Source organism: Chryseobacterium sp. Chry.R1, from assembly GCF_039645525.1.
Classification (GTDB): Bacteria; Bacteroidota; Bacteroidia; order Flavobacteriales; family Weeksellaceae; genus Chryseobacterium; species Chryseobacterium proteolyticum.
This window is the reverse complement of sequence record NZ_CP151793.1, coordinates 1,572,201-1,590,661: the sequence shown is the minus strand read 5'-3', so window position 1 is coordinate 1,590,661 and position 18,461 is coordinate 1,572,201. Positions and strand designations below refer to the sequence as shown.

Annotated in this window: 20 protein-coding genes and 1 tRNA gene; 4 read left to right on the top strand and 17 right to left on the bottom strand. The window is 34.9% G+C overall.

Annotated elements, in window-relative coordinates:
* Positions 1-83: 83 nt before the first annotated feature.
* Genes yajC through AAEU33_RS07370 form a run of 3 tightly spaced genes read right to left on the bottom strand, consistent with a single transcriptional unit; the run spans position 84 to position 1,877 of the window.
* On the bottom strand, positions 84-458 hold the full coding sequence (yajC, locus tag AAEU33_RS07380; RefSeq protein ID WP_345991751.1) for a preprotein translocase subunit YajC: 375 nt from the start codon (positions 456-458) through the stop codon (positions 84-86).
* Positions 459-463: 5 nt separating this feature from the next.
* Positions 464-970, bottom strand: a complete 507-nt coding sequence (locus AAEU33_RS07375; RefSeq protein WP_345991749.1) for a DUF1573 domain-containing protein — start codon at positions 968-970, stop codon at positions 464-466.
* A gap of 1 nt (position 971) precedes the next feature.
* Positions 972-1,877, bottom strand: coding sequence for a transcription antitermination protein NusB (locus AAEU33_RS07370; RefSeq protein WP_172280784.1), 906 nt, complete (start codon positions 1,875-1,877; stop codon positions 972-974).
* 90 nt (positions 1,878-1,967) lie between these two features.
* Here AAEU33_RS07370 and AAEU33_RS07365 point away from each other — a divergent pair, with 90 nt between their 5' ends.
* Both AAEU33_RS07365 and AAEU33_RS07360 read left to right on the top strand, forming a co-directional pair.
* Positions 1,968-3,629, top strand: a complete 1,662-nt coding sequence (locus AAEU33_RS07365) for an ABC transporter ATP-binding protein (RefSeq protein WP_172280786.1) — start codon at positions 1,968-1,970, stop codon at positions 3,627-3,629.
* A 99-nt stretch (positions 3,630-3,728) separates the two neighbouring features.
* Positions 3,729-4,064, top strand: a complete 336-nt coding sequence (locus tag AAEU33_RS07360) for a DUF3276 family protein (protein ID WP_034679055.1) — start codon at positions 3,729-3,731, stop codon at positions 4,062-4,064.
* A gap of 372 nt (positions 4,065-4,436) precedes the next feature.
* Here the strand turns inward: AAEU33_RS07360 and AAEU33_RS07355 are convergent.
* From AAEU33_RS07355 to AAEU33_RS07305, 11 genes are all read right to left on the bottom strand, one after another.
* Positions 4,437-4,512, bottom strand: a tRNA-His gene (locus AAEU33_RS07355).
* A gap of 35 nt (positions 4,513-4,547) precedes the next feature.
* Positions 4,548-5,267 (bottom strand): bacillithiol biosynthesis deacetylase BshB1, encoded by a 720-nt coding sequence (gene bshB1 / locus AAEU33_RS07350; protein ID WP_345991746.1) that lies wholly within the window; start codon positions 5,265-5,267, stop codon positions 4,548-4,550.
* Between the two features lie 83 nt (positions 5,268-5,350).
* Positions 5,351-7,000, bottom strand: coding sequence for a tetratricopeptide repeat protein (locus tag AAEU33_RS07345; RefSeq protein WP_345991744.1), 1,650 nt, complete (start codon positions 6,998-7,000; stop codon positions 5,351-5,353).
* 89 nt (positions 7,001-7,089) lie between these two features.
* Entirely contained in the window at positions 7,090-7,962 is an 873-nt protein-coding gene (locus AAEU33_RS07340) for a substrate-binding domain-containing protein (protein WP_345991742.1), read from the bottom strand.
* Positions 7,952-8,146 (bottom strand): DUF308 domain-containing protein, encoded by a 195-nt coding sequence (locus AAEU33_RS07335; protein WP_172281055.1) that lies wholly within the window; start codon positions 8,144-8,146, stop codon positions 7,952-7,954. Before AAEU33_RS07335 ends, AAEU33_RS07340 begins: the two co-directional genes overlap by 11 nt.
* Before the next feature lie 77 nt (positions 8,147-8,223).
* A complete protein-coding gene (locus AAEU33_RS07330) occupies positions 8,224-9,066 on the bottom strand; it encodes an energy transducer TonB (RefSeq protein WP_172280794.1) in 843 nt (280 codons plus the stop codon).
* Between the two features lie 23 nt (positions 9,067-9,089).
* Positions 9,090-9,662, bottom strand: coding sequence for a biopolymer transporter ExbD (locus AAEU33_RS07325; RefSeq protein WP_172280796.1), 573 nt, complete (start codon positions 9,660-9,662; stop codon positions 9,090-9,092).
* A 12-nt stretch (positions 9,663-9,674) separates the two neighbouring features.
* On the bottom strand, positions 9,675-10,283 hold the full coding sequence (locus AAEU33_RS07320) for a biopolymer transporter ExbD (RefSeq protein WP_172280798.1): 609 nt from the start codon (positions 10,281-10,283) through the stop codon (positions 9,675-9,677).
* Between the two features lie 62 nt (positions 10,284-10,345).
* A complete protein-coding gene (locus AAEU33_RS07315; protein ID WP_172280800.1) occupies positions 10,346-11,209 on the bottom strand; it encodes a MotA/TolQ/ExbB proton channel family protein in 864 nt (287 codons plus the stop codon).
* A gap of 241 nt (positions 11,210-11,450) precedes the next feature.
* Positions 11,451-14,264, bottom strand: a complete 2,814-nt coding sequence (gene leuS, locus AAEU33_RS07310; protein ID WP_345991738.1) for a leucine--tRNA ligase — start codon at positions 14,262-14,264, stop codon at positions 11,451-11,453.
* A 174-nt stretch (positions 14,265-14,438) separates the two neighbouring features.
* A complete protein-coding gene (locus AAEU33_RS07305; protein ID WP_273649692.1) occupies positions 14,439-14,906 on the bottom strand; it encodes a lipocalin family protein in 468 nt (155 codons plus the stop codon).
* A 146-nt stretch (positions 14,907-15,052) separates the two neighbouring features.
* Here AAEU33_RS07305 and AAEU33_RS07300 point away from each other — a divergent pair, with 146 nt between their 5' ends.
* Entirely contained in the window at positions 15,053-15,805 is a 753-nt protein-coding gene (locus tag AAEU33_RS07300; protein ID WP_345991736.1) for a glycosyltransferase, read from the top strand.
* Positions 15,805-16,431: a deoxyuridine 5'-triphosphate nucleotidohydrolase gene (locus AAEU33_RS07295; protein ID WP_345991734.1), complete on the top strand. Its 627-nt coding sequence runs from the start codon at positions 15,805-15,807 to the stop codon at positions 16,429-16,431. Before AAEU33_RS07300 ends, AAEU33_RS07295 begins: the two co-directional genes overlap by 1 nt.
* Here AAEU33_RS07295 and AAEU33_RS07290 read toward each other — a convergent pair.
* Genes AAEU33_RS07290 through AAEU33_RS07280 form a run of 3 tightly spaced genes read right to left on the bottom strand, consistent with a single transcriptional unit; the run spans position 16,423 to position 18,454 of the window.
* Positions 16,423-17,658 carry a glycosyltransferase N-terminal domain-containing protein gene (locus tag AAEU33_RS07290; RefSeq protein WP_273651064.1) on the bottom strand — a complete coding sequence of 412 codons (1,236 nt, stop codon included), beginning with the start codon at positions 17,656-17,658 and terminating at the stop codon, positions 16,423-16,425. The two genes, AAEU33_RS07295 and AAEU33_RS07290, sit on opposite strands and share 9 nt — an antisense overlap.
* A gap of 3 nt (positions 17,659-17,661) precedes the next feature.
* A complete protein-coding gene (locus AAEU33_RS07285; RefSeq protein WP_273649696.1) occupies positions 17,662-18,006 on the bottom strand; it encodes a cupin domain-containing protein in 345 nt (114 codons plus the stop codon).
* Positions 17,987-18,454, bottom strand: a complete 468-nt coding sequence (locus AAEU33_RS07280; protein WP_345991732.1) for a DUF1648 domain-containing protein — start codon at positions 18,452-18,454, stop codon at positions 17,987-17,989. Before AAEU33_RS07280 ends, AAEU33_RS07285 begins: the two co-directional genes overlap by 20 nt.
* Positions 18,455-18,461: the final 7 nt, after the last annotated feature.

Below are 18,461 nucleotides of genomic sequence, written 5' to 3'. Positions count from 1 at the left end.
TTTGTCGGCTTATCTCTATATAATATAACCGGCGCGGTGAACTTTGTTCACCGCGCCGGTTATATTATCTTTTAACTAAAAAATTACTTCTTTTCAGTATCAATTTCTTTTTTCTCAGCAGTTTTTTCAGCTGCTTTAGTTGCTTTTTCTCCAAAACGATTGTCTGTAAATTCTCTTGATACAGCCGCTTTTTCGAACTTTAACTTTCCTGATAATGTTTCAATAACAAAACCATCATCCTGGATTTGAGCAATTCTTCCATGAAGGCCTGAAGTTAGTACTACCCTGCTTCCTACTTTCAGATTTTCCTGAAAGATTTTCTCCTGCTTCTGTTTTTTCATTTGTGGCCTTATCATTAAGAAATAAAAACCTACAAACATCACACCCATCATGATCAGCATCATTGAAGATGATCCTCCTGCCGGCTGTGCCTGTAAAAAAATGGTTAATGTATTCATTTTAATTAAGGTTGAATATTCGCAGTGAATGTTAATTTAATTGGAGATTTTTCTACGTTCGCATATACGTCAGCATATTTCTGAACATTTCCATCGAAACTTGAAGAATCAAAATGTAAGGTAATCTTTCCTTTTTTACCTGGTAAAATAGGCTCTTTAGTAAAGTCAGGAGCTGTACATCCACATCCAGGCTTAACTTCAGAAATTACCAATGGATTTTTACCTGTATTGGTAACTTCATAAACATGCTCTACTTTATCTCCTTTTTTGATATTTCCAAAATCGAAGTTGCTTTCAGATAAAGCAAGTGAAGTTGAAGGTTGGTTAGATTGAGCCGGAGTTGCCGCTTCTGTTGTTGCAGGAGCTACCGCAGAATCAGCGGGAGTTGTTGTTGCAGCAGTGGAATCTGTTGCTACAGATTCAGCAGTTTGAGCCTCTTTGTTTTCTTTTTTACAAGAAACTAAACCAAAGCCTATAATAGACAAAGCGATAATTGATAACGTCTTTTTCATGTTAAATTCTATTTTGATCTTTACAATATTTATCTAAAATTCCGTTAATGAAGATATTTGATCTGTCTGTAGCAAATACTTTAGCAATTTCAATATATTCATTGATAATAACTCTTGAAGGTGTAAAAGGAAAATTATCAAGTTCCGATATAGCAGTAGACAAAATAACTTTATCCATTAAAGAAACTCTTTCCAAATCCCAGTTTTCCAATCTTTCACTTAATTTCTTTTCATTATTTTCCCAATTGTTCAAAGTATCTCTTAGAAGTTTGGCTGCAAAAGCCTTATCATCTTCATCCTTGATCATTTTGATTAATGTTCTGCTTTCTTCATCTTCTTTCAGAAATCCAATTGTCTTTTGAACCATTGAATTGGAAATGTGAATATCATCAGACCAGGTGAGTTCCTTGTCTCCAAGGTAATCATGAAAATCTTCATTTTCAGCGATATATCGCAAAAATAATTTTCCGATAAACTTCTGGTCTTCTTCAAAAGAATATTCTTCTACTTTCATGAAATCCTGATAACGCTTTCCTGCAGTAATTCTCTGGAAAGTTTTTACCAATAGATCATCATGTAAATCCCATTTCAATTCTTTATGTTGCCCTGTAAAGAATAGCCTCTCAGGGTTTTCCTCTAGTTTGATCAACACCTGATTGTTAATAAATTTCTGGTTGGGATTAATATCAGAATCTGTTTTCAGATATTTTTTCTTCCCAATTTCCATCTGGTTTTCAGCAAGCGCCTTTAGACCTACTAAAAAATTCAGTTGGTAAATATAGAGATGATAGATTTTCTCTATACCCGAAAACATGTTTTTCTCTAAAACATCAAATTTAATCGGATTCTGGTAGTATGAATACACATTTTCCACCACTTTTTCACGGATTTGTCTTCTTCCTAACATTCAAAGAGCTTTTTATGCGTGCAAAGATACAAAATTTAAAATTTATCGAATTCGTAGTGTGAAGGTATTTTTGTAATTTTGTAAAACTATATGAAAGCTTTAAAAACCCTGAACCCCTACTTTTGGAAACACAAGATATTGTTGTTTTGGGGGCTGTTATTTATCATTGCCAGTAATTTTTTTAATACATATAAAGTTCAATTTGTAGGAAAATCGGTTGATGAACTTACCAAAAACGGACAAATGGGATTCAACAGGCAGGTATTGATTTACGTTGCCATTATTGTTGGTTGTTCGTTATTGACGGGATTCTTTACTTTCATGATGAGACAGACCATTATTGTAGCGTCAAGGAGAATTGAATATGAGCTTAAAAATAAAATCTACAGACACTATCAGGAGCTTTCCCTTACAGATTATAAGCAGACGACTATCGGTGACCTCATGAACCGATTGAGCGAAGATATCGTAGCGGTAAGAATGTACCTTGGACCGGGAGTCATGTATGTCGTAAATTTACTGGTGTTACTTCTTATTACCAGCATCTATATGATAAAAACGGACGTATCCATGACTTTATGGACATTACTACCACTTCCGATTTTGTCATACCTTATTTTTAAAGTAAGTTCAATTATTAACAAGAAGTCAAAGATAATGCAGAAAAGCCAGTCCGGTATTTCAACTTTTGTACAGGACAGTTTTTCGGGAATAAGAGTTGTAAAATTCTTTGCCAGGGAAAATTATATCAAAAAGAATTACGGGGCAAAGGTAACCGATTACCAGGATAAGGCATTAGACCTCGCAAAGACAGAAGCTTATTTTTTTACTATTATTTTATTTGTAATCGGATTGCTTAACGTAGCTATCATCGTCATCGGTGGACAAAAATATATTGCAGGACAACTAAGTATCGGTAAAATAGCCGACTTTTTCATGTACATCAATACCCTTATATTTCCTTTTTCAATGGTAGGATGGGTAACATCAGTCAATCAACGAGCAGAAGCCTCCATGCAGAGAATCAATGAGTTTCTGGATAAAAAATCTGAAATCATTAACAAAAATTCTGATCAGTATAAAATCAAGGGAGATATTGAATTTAGAAATGTTTCATATGTGTACCCTAACACAGGAATAAAAGCTTTAGAAAATTTAAGCTTTACAATTAATGCGGGACAATCATTGGCGATTATGGGGAAAACAGGAAGCGGAAAATCTACGATCGCCTTATTGCTATGCCGTTTAATAGACCCTACTGAAGGTGAAATTCTGATTGACGGGAAAAATCTTAAGGACCACAATCTCGAAGTGTACAGGGATTTTATTGGCTATATTCCTCAGGAGAGCTATTTATTCTCGGATACTATAGAAAATAATATTGGATTTGCGATCGACCATCCGTCCCATGAGAAAGTAGTAGAATATGCTAAAATCGCAGACGTTCATAAAAACATCATAGGATTTAAAGAACAGTATAAAACGACGGTTGGAGAGCGTGGAGTGATGCTTTCGGGAGGACAAAAGCAAAGAATTTGTATTGCCAGAGCCCTGATTAAGGATCCAAATATCATTATTTTTGATGATTCTTTATCTGCATTAGATACCGAAACGGAGCAAAATATACTGCAAAATATTGAGTCAAAAATTCACAATGCAACCTCCATAATTATCACACACAGAGAGTCTAGCGCACAAAGAGCTGACAAAATCCTTAATCTTACTGAAATTACCAATTCTGTAACTGCTTAGCCGATTCATTCAAAATTGTTAAATAAATCATAAAAAAAATTTTGTGATTAAAAGAAATCTTTTATATTTGTTCTTAACAAGATTAAAAAATATCTAACAATGAGTGAATACAAGGAACGCCATGAAAATGAAATTTTCACGAAGGTGTTAAAAGCAGGAAGAAGAACATATTTCTTTGATGTGCGTGAGACGAAAGCGGGGGATTATTATCTTACGATTACCGAAAGTAAAAAGAACTTCGGTGAAAATGGAGAGGCTACATTTGAAAAACACAAAATTTACCTTTACAAAGAAGATTTTAAGAGTTTCCAGGAAATGTTCAATGAGTCAACAGATTTCATCATTAATGAAAAGGGTGAGGATGTAATTTCAGAAAAACATGACAAAGACTTCAAAAGCAAATCTTATACTATAGATTCTGACGACGAAGTATAAAAAAAGAATATCTAAAAACACAAGCATCTGAAAAAAGGTGCTTTTTTTATGTCTATTTTTTTACAGGATTATTCTAAGGACAATGAATTTAAAGATGGGCAAAAGGGTACTTTTAAATACTAATTATGATGTACCACTCATTAACAGTAATATGTTAGAAATATGCTATAAAACTCCTTCTAAAGTATTCTGCTAATATTTATCACTTCACATTCTATTTCAATCAAGTATTCCCCTTAAAACAGCATCAAAATAAAAATCTATCCTGATCCTAAAATAAAATTAAAAGTTTTTGATATTTTTTTGGATAAAAAAGTGAAACATCAGAAAGGTATAAAATAAAAAAGTACACTTTAAAAGTGTACTTTCTTTGGGTGAATGATGGGTCTCGAACCCACGACCTTCGGAACCACAATCCGACGCTCTAACCAACTGAGCTACAATCACCGTTTTGTGGTTGCAAATATAGGAAAGATTTTTTAATTACAAAACAATTCCTTCAAAATTTTTCAAAGCAATTAACTTCTCTGTCGTAAATCCCTCAGCGTAAGCAACTCCCGATAGGCGCCCTAAATCCTGAGCTCTGTACGTTAAGCTTTCCAGAAAGTCTTTTGTAGCAATCGGAGTTACCGGCTCGGTAGAATTCGGATCATAAAACTGAGTTTTAAATGCAAGGCATGCTTCAATTTTCTTATCCAGATATTCTGAAATATCAATTACAAATTCAGGTTGAATATGTTTCCACTGGATATAATGAAAAATGTGTTTAGGTCTCCATATGTCCTGGCTTTCTCCTCCCTCTACAGTTTCTATCTTTCTAAGACCAGCTAAAAAGCACGCATCGGAAACTAATTTCGCTCCTTTTGCATGATCCGGATGTCTATCATCAATCGCATTGGCTAAGACGATTTCCGGGCGGTATTTGCGGATCATTTTTACAATCTTCATCTGGTACTCTTCTGAATTAACCAGAAACCCGTCTTTCATACCTAAATTTTCCCTTGCGGAAACCCCAAGAATTTTTGCAGATTCAGCAGCCTCCGTTTTTCTGGTTTCGTCTGTTCCTCTTGTTCCCAGTTCACCTTTTGTAAGATCTACAATAACACATTTTTTTCCTTCTGATATCAATTTGGCAATGGTACCTCCACAACCCAGTTCTACGTCATCAGGATGCGCTCCAAAAGCAAGTATGTCTGTTTTCATATTTTTCAAAGATAAGGCTTAAAATAAAAACTTCCCAAACATTATGAATGGGAAGTTTTAATATATATAATTTAAATTTTAAATTACTTATTGATCTCACCGTTAAGTTTAACAGCATCCTGATAAGTCGGATCCAACTGAACAGACTTAGCAACATAATCTTTAGCTTTAGCAAGATCAGAATCTTTGCTCATATAAGCTACGGCAAAGTAAGCATAAGCTAAAGTTTGTTTATTAGCCTCTACATCTGCTGGCTTAACAGTAGTGATGAATTTTTCATACGCTATTTTCGCAGCATCATTATTCCCAGCTTGTTGGTAAGAATAACCTAAACTGTAATAAGCAGGAGCCCAATCAGGAAGAAGTGTACTCATTTTCTGCCATGTTAATATAGCTCCGTTCCAGTTTTTAACATCCTGGTAAGCAGTCGCTAATTTGAATAATGAATCTGTATCCTGTGCATTAGCTGCTACTTTTTGCTTTAATCCTTCAATGGTAGGGTTTGTAGGTCCTGCATCAGCTGATCCCTGAGAAGCTCCTCCTCCGGCAATCTTAGCTAATTCCATATCCCATTTCATTGTTTCATCTTTTGCAGCTTTTGCAATAGCTATTTTCTGCTGAGCTTCAGTTGTTAAAGCAGTTTTCTTTGCTACATCTTTTTCATCCTTAGCCAATCCAGCGGCAATTAAACCTTGTAATCCCTGGTCAGCAGGTTGTACTCTTGATTTATCCGCCTGAGAAACGAAAGTATCCATGTTTTGCTTAGCCTCTGCATATTTACCTTCATAATATAATTGATAAGCTCTCAATTTGAACTTAATAGGATCATCAATTTTATCAAAGATCTTATCTAAAACAGTTCTTGAATTGTTATAATCTTCGTTTGTAAAATAAAGCTTAGCGATTTCTAATTGTGTATATGGATCTTCATCCGCATATTTAGTATAATTGATCAAGTCCTGAGTCGCTTTATCATTTTGCTGATATTTAATATCATAGGCAGCCAAAGCTTTATAAGCAGGTGCATATGTAGCATCTACAGCAATTGCTTTATCAATATTTTCTTTAGCTAATTTCCATTGCTGAGCAGCCATCCATAAAGTACCCATTCTGGTATAAACAGAAGCTTTATTTTTAGCCAGAGGTAACGCTTTATCATAAGCAGTCATAGCATCACCAGGGATTTTTTTCAATCTGTAAGCGTCTCCCAGTGTATAGTAATAATTCGCAGGAACTTCTTTTTTCTGTGCTCTTTCAATTGCCTTATTAAGGAATTGAATGGCAAGATCAGGAGAGTTATTTTTCTCAAATAAAGTTAAAGCCTCTGCAGCTCTGAACAATACTTCAGCATCTTTTTCTCTTGAATCGCTAACAATTTTCTGTATTTCTGCAACAGCTGCCTTATCACCTTTTCCAAGCTTTACAGCTGCCAATCCGATCTTGTTTAAATAGCTTTTGCTATCTGCTGCAAGACCTTTATTGAAGCTTTCAGTTGCTTTAGCAAAATCCGGCTCACCTTGTCTTAGAAAAGTATTTCCTAAATAGAAATAATTTTCAGCAGTAGGAGCTTTAGCAATCATATCGGTGAACTGAGTCTTTGCCTGGGCAAATTTATCACTGTCGATACTGTTAATACCATCTTGCAATGTTTGTGCAAACGAAAAATTGGCAAAAAATACCACCGCTGCTCCAAAAGCAATCTTTTTTACATTCATAATCATTATATCTTTCATTTTATATTTTCTAAATCGAGTAATATTATACACAATTTTCAGACCAAAATAGTGTATTTATTTGGGGGATAAAGTCAATTTAATATTTTTTAACGCATTTGCACCTCTCTTTTGTAAATATTGTAGGGTTGCAAACCTTCCTTCTGCACAATCATTTGCCCTAATTGGGTACATGAATATCTGATGAAACCATTGGCAATGTTAAAGTTTCCTTCATTTGTTAAAAAATACAAAACTCTAGTAAAAGGATATTTCATTTCACGCAGTCCTGCAGAATCCGGAGTATATAATTTTCCTTTGTTTTCAACCGGCAATATTTTAACCATATCCCTTAATTTTTCAGAAGTTTTATCATAAGGGCGGCTAAAGGTATTAAGACCTATGACACCAATTTTATCGGGATATTTATTGAGCTGTTCAATGATATTTTCACTACCTGGAATCACAGAAAATTGGAGATCTTTAGGCTGCTTCTTAAGCTTCTGAGCAACATAGTTTAAGTTACTAGAATTAGTCCCGTCAAAAATAAATTCCTTTTTATCAGAAAGAAGACCGTTTTGAATTTCATCCATTGAAATACTGCTCCTGGTAGAATTTTTTGGAACAATAAAAACAACTGCGTCAGCAGCAAATCTGGCAGGCAAAAATTTAGAACCCACCTGCTCTTTAAAAGCTTTAAGCTCTTCAGGACTTAAGTCTCTGGACATTACCGCTACTCTGGCCTTTCCTTTCAGAAGATCTAAAAAGCCCAGGTCTTCCTTCCTTGTAACTACCTTTAGGTGTGCTTCGGGATAATTAATCATGTATCCGTCGGCTAAAGCTTCAGTAACACTTTTAAAGGATTCATCAGTAAGGATTGTAAGATCTCCCTTATAATAGGATGGGGATTTGTCTTCTTTTTTACAGCTTACTGCAATTATACTTAAGACAAAAAGTATGATTACTTTAAAATTATTCTTCATTTCCTGAATTTTTTATTCTTGAAACCGCTCTGTAAATTCTAAAGATTCCATACAGAATCATAACACCTCCAAGAGGGTACGCTACAGTAGGCTCTAAAATAATAAAGAAGAATTTGTAAAAAATAACTACAATTCCTAAAACGATATAAAACAATCCCGTAACCAGGGATAACCAATTGAACATCATACAACAAAAATACCAAAAAAAATAAAAAGAGAAGCATATGCTTCTCTTTTTTAATTATTATTTAAAGATAAAAATTATCCTTCAAAATTCATTGTTAATGGTAATCTGAAACGGTAACGTACAGATTGTCCATTAATCTTAGCAGGAGCCCATTTAGTCTTAATAGACTTAATAGTTCTTACTGCTTCAGCATTAAAGTCTGAGCTTTTTCCACTCGCTTTAACGTCTGTAATACTACCGTCTCTTTCAACAACGAAAGTTACTTCAGCTTTTACAGTTCCTTCATCACCATTCATTGCAGATCCGTCAAAGTTACTAGACACTTTATTTCTAAAGGCATTAATACCTCCTGGGAATTCTGCAGTTTGCTCTACCTCTGTATACACCTGAGTGTCACTTACCTGAGGCTTAACTTCAGCAGTTGAAGTTTTAGTCCCCGTTGATGGTGGAGGTGGTGGAGGTGTGTAAGCCGGAGCTTTAACCCCCTCCTGATTTTGCAAACCAGTTGTTGTTTCTAATTGCTTAGAAATCGGTGGTGGTGGAGTTTCAATTTTCGGAGCTTTTACAGGCTCTGGAACCACATTCTGAATTACCTCGATTTTCTCTTCTTTTGGAGGTGGAGGTGGTGGAGGTGGTTCTTCTTCTTTTGGCTGCTCAATAATTTTATCTTCCTGAAGAATTTCCACCAAATCAGCTTTTACTTCTTTCTTTTCTGGTGCAGTAAGTCTTTTAATCGTAAGATAAATAAAAGGAGACAAAGCCAAAATCAGGAATAGTGCCGTTCCGATAAGAAAAGATCTTGTCAGAAGTTTTGGATACTGATGTCTCAGATCATAGGCACCATATTCTTTGTTTCTATTTTCAAATACAATCTCGTCTAAAGTAAGATTCTGACTGTATACATTTTCATCTGCCATAGATTTACAATTTTATGGTTAAATTACTTTGTAGCTGGTGCAGCCGCAGCTCCATTATTCCCAACTTTCTTGTTATAAATAGCTACCTCCCAAGGTTTCAAATCGGTAACCCCATATTGTTCACTTTTGGTAATTGCCATTTCGTCAAGAATATCAACAAAGTTTTTATATACAGCGTCATCTGTCGGCTTAATAATTACAGTAAATTTACTTTTATCAGCCGCATTTGCTTTTGCTTGCTCAATTACCTTTCTAACACCTTCTCTATCGAAAGTAGTTTCATTCAGATTCTGATCAGTTAAAGATGTATTATCTTGCTGATGCCAGAAAATTTTATTGTCTTTACCCAATAACAATGAAATTGAGTTAGAAAGTTTAATTTCAGTTGGAGGTGGTTTTTTATCTTTTTCTTTCGGTTTTGCCGGAAGACCCAAATCCATTACGTTAGGTTTACTAAACGTGGTTGTGAACATAAAGAAGGTGATCAATAGAAAACCCAAGTCCACCATCGGAGTCATGTCAACTCTGGTACTCTGCTTCTTGGAACGTACCTTGCCGCCCTTGGCGCCCTTTTCCTGTACTTGTACTTCTGCCATTTCTGCTCGATATTATTCGTTAGGTTTACCTTCTTGTGATGTAATCAACCAAAATTTAAGAAAATCAATATCTCTTAAACCTTCAAATAAGCTTTTCACTTTAGGGTATTGAGTAGTAACGTCTCCTTTAATCGCTAATTTGTATTCAGGATTTACGCTCAAACTTTGTTGTACCCAGTCTACTAACTGCTTATTTGTACTATCCATAGGAATCCCTGTAGGACTCTTAAAATTCTTCTGCTCGTCATCTGGCAAATCAAGATAGCTTTTAAGTTGGTTCATTGGAACCCCAATCGCTTGTACTTTTTGAAATGCAGCTTTTTCGTTGTTGTCAAAAGTAATACCATATTTTTGACCCATTTTATCTAAAAGCTGTAATCTCTCTGATGCATTCTCTACCGGTTGGAAATAGAATTTCCCATCCGGAGTAGCGTTGATAGTCATTAAACTAGCATCAGGAAGTAACTTCTCTGATATTGAAGATGGCGGTTTAATCTGCTCCACGTCAGGTTTTTTAAACTGAGTGGTCAATATAAAGAATGTAAGTAGTAGGAACGCAACGTCACACATCGCGGTCATATCCGTCACTACTCCATGTCTTTTTGGTTTGACTCTCGCCATTATTTTTATTATTTTTAATTAAACTTCTTTTATTGCTAATGCAAATTCCTTGCTGGAAATTCTTAGTTGAATTCCGCGAAAGATTGTTGGATACTCATTGCGATCTCATCGATCTTATAAGTTAATCCATCAATTTTAGATGTAAAGAAGTTATAAAGGATAATAGCGATAGCTGAAGTACCAATACCTAAAGCCGTGTTGATCAATGCTTCAGAGATACCTGTAGAAAGTGCAGCAGCATCTGGAGTACCACCACCTGAACCTAATGCGAAGAATGCTTTGATCATCCCGATTACGGTTCCTAAAAGTGCTACTAACGTTGCAACTGTACCTAAAGTAGAAAGAATCATCATATTCTTTTCCAACATTGGCATTTCAAGAGTTGTAGCCTCTTCGATAGCTTTGTTAAGAGCCACCATTTTTTGCTCTTTGTTTAAAGTCGTATCATGAGATAAAGCTTTGTAAGTCGTAAGACCTTCTTTTACTACATTACCTACAGAACCTTGTTGTCTGTCGCACTCTTCTAAAGCCTCATCAATTTTGTTTTGGTTTAATAAGCTTCTTACCTGAACAACGAAGCTATCCAAGTTTCCTTTTCCAGCTGCTTTACCAAGTACGAAATATCTTTCAAAAGAGAAAACGATTACAGTGATCATGAAAGTAATCAAGATTGGTACGATAACCCCTCCTTTGTAGATAATACCTAAAAACGACTCTGGGTGAATGTCTTTTCCTTCAACACTTGAAAAAGCTACAGATCCACTACCTAGTTTATCTGCATCTTTGAAGTTACCAGGACTCCCTAGCACGAATAAATAAATACAAACTCCTATAACGAATAAAATAGGAATAATAATAGCCGGGTTTAAACCTCCTGCCTTTCTAGCAATTACTTGCTCATCATTTTTTGAAACATTCATTTCCATATTTAACTAAATTATATTGTTTTAAAATTTTATCAAGTTGTAAATTAAAGGCAAAATTAATTAAAATACAATAGTCTCAAATAAACATTTTGCATTTTTTTGATAACGAAATATTATTACGATTTCGATAAATCAATTATTTTCTTTTTTTTTAATGATATTTCTCAGTATTTTTAAATACTTTAAAAATTTCAAAAAATTAAGCCTTCATTTTTTTTAATTTGCCAATGTTAATTTTTTTTTAAATTACAATATTCACAATTCTGTGAGGGACTACAATGATTTTTTTCGGGGTTTTTCCTTCCAAAATCTGTTGCATTTTGGGGTCATTAATCACCAAATCTTCTACTTGCGCGGGTGATAATTGAGCAGATAGGGATAATTTGAACCTCATTTTACCATTTACACTCACCGGATATTCAATTTCATCTTCTACTAAATATGATTCTATTAATTCAGGGAATTTTTCAAATTCAATAGAATCGGTATGTCCTAACAAACTCCAAAGCTCTTCACAAATATGTGGTGCATAAGGAGAAATGATAACGGCTAACGGCTCAAGAATATTGCGTTTGTTGCATTTTATTTTTTGTAATTCATTTACAGCGATCATAAATGAAGATACAGAGGTATTGAAAGAGAAGTTTTCGATATCGTAAACCACCTTCTTTATTAAAGTATGCAGAACTTTATATTCTGCTTTTGTCGGTTCTTCATCAGAAACTTCAAATACATCTCCGTTAAAATAAAGGTTCCAGAATTTTTTAAGGAATCCATACACTCCACTTAGTCCCTGGGTATTCCATGGTTTCGATTGTTCCAATGGTCCTAAGAACATTTCATATAATCTTAATCCGTCCGCTCCATATTCTGCACAGATATCATCCGGATTTACGACATTATATTTAGACTTGGACATCTTCTCTACCTCGCGATCTGTAATATACTTTCCGTCTTCCAAAATAAATTCAGCATCAGCATAGTCGGGTCTCCATTGTTTGAATGCTTCAGTATCCAATTCATCAGATGTTCCTTTTAATAAGGATACATCCACATGAATCTTCTGTGTTTTATATTGAGTTGCCAATGATTTGGAAACATACTGATTTGTTCCTTCTACCCTGTACACAAATGCACTCATTCCTAAAATCATCCCTTGATTGATCAACTTTTGGAAAGGCTCATCCTGACTGATGTATCCTCTGTCCTTTAGGAACATATTCCAAAAACGGGAATACAGCAAGTGACCTGTTGCATGTTCACTTCCTCCTATATATAAGTCTACCTGTCCCCAATAATCAGTGATATCTTTTTTAGCAAAAACTTCTTCATTATGAGGATCCATATATCTTAAGAAGTACCATGAGCTTCCAGCCCAACCAGGCATGGTGGACAACTCTAATGGAAATACATTAACCTCATCGATTAATTCTGTAGCTACAACTTTTTGATTAGTCTCATCCCACGCAAAAAACTTAGCGTTTCCTAATGGAGGATCCCCGTCTTCTGTTGGTAAATATTTTTCAACTTCGGGAAGCTCCAAAGGCAAAGAAGACATTGGTAAAGTATATGGCATTCCATCCTTATAATATATAGGAACCGGTTCACCCCAATAACGCTGTCTTGAGAAAATAGCATCACGCTGTCTGTAATTTGTAGTTCCATGACCGATATCACGCTTCTCAACTTCGGCAATCATTTTTGCTTTAGCCTCATCGTAAGACAATCCATTCAGGAAATCTGAATTAACACAAACGCTGGTCTTAGAGTCAAAAGATTTTTCCTGAACATCTTCATCGGTCTCAACAACCTTTTTAATTTCAAGATTAAACTTCTTTGCAAATCTGTGATCACGTTCATCGTGAGCAGGTACTGCCATAACAGCTCCTGTTCCATATCCCATCAATACATAATCTGAGATATAAATCGGCATCTTCTCATTGCTGAAAGGATTGATTGCATAACTTCCGGTAAATGCACCACTCACGTTTTTTACATCAGACATTCTATCCCTCTCGGTTTTCTTAGAAGTCTCTTCTATATAAGCATCAACTTCAGCCTTCTGAACAGCCGTAGTAATGGTATCAACTAATGGGTTTTCCGGCGCAAGCACCATGAAAGTCGCTCCGAAAATAGTATCAGGTCTTGTGGTGAAAACCTCGATCTTTTCGTCGTGATTCTCAACATTGAATTGAACCTGCGCTCCCTGGGATTTTCCAATCCAGTATTCCTGCGAATCTTTTAAAGGTTGTGGCCAGTCTATTGTATTTAATCCTTGAAGTAATCTCTCAGAGTATGCGGAAATCCTCATACTCCATTGCATCATCTTTTTCTGAAATACTGGAAAACCTCCCCTTTCAGACTTCCCATCTTTTACTTCATCATTGGCTAATACTGTTCCAAGAGCAGGGCACCAGTTAACTGTCGTTTCAGCTCTGTAAGCCAGACGATAATTTAATAAGATATCTTCCTTATCAATATCTGAAGCATTCTTCCACTCTTCTGCCGTGAAATCAAGTTCGTCATTTTGATTTGCATTTAAACCTTGTGTCCCTTTTTCTTCAAAATGCTGAATCAGCGTTTCTATAGGCTCTGCTTTATCGGTATCTTTATTGTACCACGAATGGAACAACTGGATAAATATCCATTGTGTCCACTTATAATAGGAAGCATCTGAAGTTCTCACTTCCCTGCTCCAATCAAATGAAAAACCAATTTTTCTTAATTGTTCCTCATACCTGTTAATGTTTTGTTCAGTAGTAATAGCAGGATGCTGTCCTGTTTGAATAGCATACTGTTCCGCAGGAAGTCCAAAGCTGTCATAACCAACCGGGTGAAGCACATTAAATCCCTGATGTCTTTTATACCTTGCATAAATATCAGATGCAATATATCCAAGAGGATGTCCTACGTGTAATCCTGCTCCTGATGGATAAGGAAACATATCGAGAACATAAAATTTGGGTTTATCTGTTGTATCGGAAGTTTTGTATGTCTGCTTTTCTTCCCAGTATTTCTGCCACTTTTTTTCTATCTGCTGATGATCGTAAAACACTTTATGTATAGATTTTATTTAAAATTAATCTTCAAAAAATTTGAAGAGGTACAAAAATAAAGATTTTAAAAGAAATAGAACTTTAATTTTTAATTAATTAGTATACTTTGATTTAAACAAAAAAATCTCATCCGAAGATGAGATCTGTATTCTTTATTTTCAACCTTATATATATTACTGAGGAATTCTCTTTAGTGTATATGTGGTAGACTTGTATAGATTAGGATCTGTAGTATCTTCAATGGTAAGATTCAGCGTCGTATCAGTGAGTGTAGTTACTTTTCCTTTGTCCGGAACTACTGTACCCTGATACTTGATTTCAATCCTCTTATCACTTGTACTATAGGTATAGGTAAAATTTCGGTCTGAAACAGTACTACATATTGCAGGGGTTCCTATTTCATCCTTATCGGTTCTTTTTCCGGTATTTCCTTCATTGAACAACCATCTTGATTCTTTCTGGCAAGTGGTAAAAGTAATTTCATCTGAAACCCCAGATCCGTTTGCCGGAATAGTGGTAATCACTTCTTTAACAGGTTGCCAAAGTCCGTTAATTGGAAATACCTGTTGAGTATCGTCGTCCTTACATCCGGTTGCTACTAATAATGATAAACCTGCAAATAGTAATGCTAATTTCTTCATGTATCAAATTTTTCAAGGCCTAAAATTATGATTTTTTTTAAATACTCTGTCATTTTTTTTAGGTTTTGCAATTATAATTTTCATTTTCTTAAAATTCCTTCAATAAAACAGATATTTTAAAACCTTATATTTGCATAAAAACACGTATGCCCGAGGTTTCCATAATCACTCCATGCTATAATTCTTCCAGATTTCTGGAAGAGACCATTCATTCTGTAATGAGCCAAACTTTTACAGACTGGGAGTGGCTAATCACTGATGACAAGTCTTTGGATAATTCTGTGGATATAATCCGTAAGGTAAATGATCCAAGAATAAAGTTATCTGTTGCGGAAAAAAATGGAGGTGCAGGACATGCTCGAAATTTATCCCTTGAAAAAGCAACCGGAAGATTTATTACTTTTCTGGATGCCGATGACTACTGGGAGCCTGATTTTTTAGAAGAGATGATCAACTTCATGAAGCGCGAAAATGCTGAAATTGCCTATTCCAATTATGCGAGATGCAATGAACAGCTTATTCCTCAGATTGAAGATTTCAAAGCAGACAAGGAAGTAACTTTTGACAATTTACTGAAAACATGCCGATTATCCCTCCTATCATCGATGTATGATTCCCAGAGGGTAGGCAAAGAATACTTTCCGGAAGGCAGCAAACGGGAAGATCATGTTATGTGGCTCAATTTACTAAAGAAAATTCCTGTGGGAAAACCCCTTCCAAAAACTATGGCAAAATACAGGATGCATTCAACGAGTGTTTCCAGAAAAAAACAGCATATCGTAAAAGATCAGTACCTTGTGTACAAAGATTTCATGAAGTTTTCTACGTTAAAGTCTCTATATTATACTGCCAACTGGGCGTTGAACGGGTTTATGAAATATTCTAAAATTTTTAATTAATGGAGTATTCAAAAGAATTCAAAGCAGCACTGAGTAATTTCTCTTCTATAGAAAAAGACCGTTTGATCTTCAGGCTTCTTAAAAAAGATAAGCTTCTTTCCAAAAAACTATATTTTGAGTTAATTGATACTGAAACAACGGATCAGAAAAGATCCCAGATGGAAGATATCATTGAAGAAAAAGTTCTTTTCGCATCTAAATATATAACTAATCCAAAATATTTCCTGGTTCTTATTAGAAAAATAAGCGCTGAAATAACTGAACACATAAAAGTGACTACCGATAAATTTGGTGAAGTATCACTTCACCTGTTTCTCATCAACAGAATTTTAGACCAAAATTCTCAGCTCAACCATCAAAGGTTCGATGCTGTATATAAGCTTTACATTTATATAATCAATAAAGCAATAAAGGCGCTTCTTACTATACAAAAGCTTGATGAAGATTACTGGATTGAGTTCGATGAGCAATTGAATGAACTGGAAGATAAAATTCAAAATAACCGCTACCTACAGAAACTTTGTATCAATAATAGTTTTGATATGAGATGGCTTAAATCTGACCGTATTCCTGAAAATCTGGATTTAATCATTAAAGAGATCAAAAGCCAGGGATTCTTAAAATGATATCATCTTTTCAATAATAAGCTCCGAAGAATCGGGTTTATCATCTACAAATTTTCTGGCACTTTGAGACATATCTTCAATTACCTCTTCATTATGGGTTAAAAAAAGAATAAAATCCGCAGCCAAATATTCGGTTTCAAAAGATTTGCCTCCATCTGCTGAAATCAGTTCATCTGCTTCAGGATTTTTTCTGTAGTGGTTTCCGAAAACAACAGGAACACCAAAAGCCGCCGCTTCAAGAATATTATGAAGACCTGCATCATGAAACCCACCTCCCACTACGGCAATATCAGCATAGGAATATAATTTTGATAGTAGCCCGATGCTATCAATAATCAACAGCTGAGGATTGAAAGCCGAAAATCCGGAATCAGAAATTTCACTATACAATAAGGCATTGGGAAACATCTGCTTTAAGTTCTGGACTCTTTTTAAATCATGAGGAGCAATAATAATTTTCACATCCTGATTCATTACAGAAACCAGCTCTGCAATTTTTTCTTCAGCATGCCACGAACTTCCGAAAACAATGGTTTTTTGATCTCCTGTAAAGTCTTTGATAAATTTCACATGATGATCCCTGCTCCTAAGTTGCTTAACCCTGTCAAATCTTGTATCTCCTGTTATAGAAGATTTTACCAATCCTATACTTTTAGCCAGAGCGTAGGAAAATTCAGTCTGATGAAAAAACCAATCAACGTTTGACTGAAGCTGTTTAACAAACCATTTCCCGTAAGATGTAAAAAATGATTGCCTTTCATAGAACAGTGCAGAAATCACATAAATTCTGGCATTCCTTTTTTTTAGTTCAGCTAAAAGATTATACCAATAATCATATTTAACCGTAAAGAATAGTTCAGGAGTGAACTGTGCAACAAACTCGCTTACAGATTTTTTTGTATCAAAAGGAAGATAGCAAATAACATCAGCGATATGTTTTTTCCTGATAACATTTTCATATCCTGAAGGTGAAAAAAATGTAATCAGAATTTTATGTTGTGGAAAAATTTCTTTCAACCTTTCAAGAACAGGAAGCCCCTGCTCATATTCCCCCAGACTTGCTGCATGCATCCAGATTACCTTATCCGTTTTTGAAAATGAAGATTTTACAAGCGATAAAGAATGTTTTCGTCCCTCAATTCCTTTTTTAGTTTTCTCATTGAACAACGAAAATACTTTCATTCCGAAAATGAGGATATTAATCAGTATGTTATAAATAAAAGACATCATCTATTTTTCAATTTCAACCCGGTCATTATTTGTTGAAGGACAAGAGATCACTAAAAACTCAAGTTCTTCTTCTGTATCATTAAAAATATAATGTTGCGCTTTTGGCTCAATAGAAATACTTTCACCCGCTTTTATAAAAAACTTTTCCTGCTCAATTTCAAATGAAGCCTCTCCCTTAAGAATATAAAAGAATTGGCTAGCTCTATTATGAAAATGAAGTTTTTCAGAGGTTCCCGAAGGCATTTTTTCCTGCTTTACAGAAAGCTCCTGGGTATCCTTCAGTACCCAGCTATCACAATGCTCTCCCCATATATAGTGATCAGAATTATTTTTGGATTTTATCATATTTTCCTTTTTTAAACATTACAAATATGTTTGTCCCTATTACAAGGATCATCAAGCCGAAAAAAACGAAAAACATATTACCCAAAGTATTTGTTCTGTTTTCAGCTATCCAAACGGTTTCTAAAAGAGTATACCCAAACAACAATAGCAGAGGTAGCAGAATACTGTATGCAAAAAGCTCTAAAGATTTTTTATTTCGGAAGTGATCCGGAATAGTAAGCATGGGAGAGTTGGAATCTCTGGTAACCGCAAAAAGAATAAAAGATAAGAAGGTAGCAATAGAAGGTAAAATCCAAATTGTCCTTTTATGATCATAACCGTCAATTCTTCCGTTAACCATAAAATGAGTAGGAATAATTTCCGGTAATTCTGCATATTTCCATCCGGTAAAAATCCAAATTGAAATAAGCAAGAGAATATTTACAATAAGTAATAGTTTACCAGACATGCTTCGG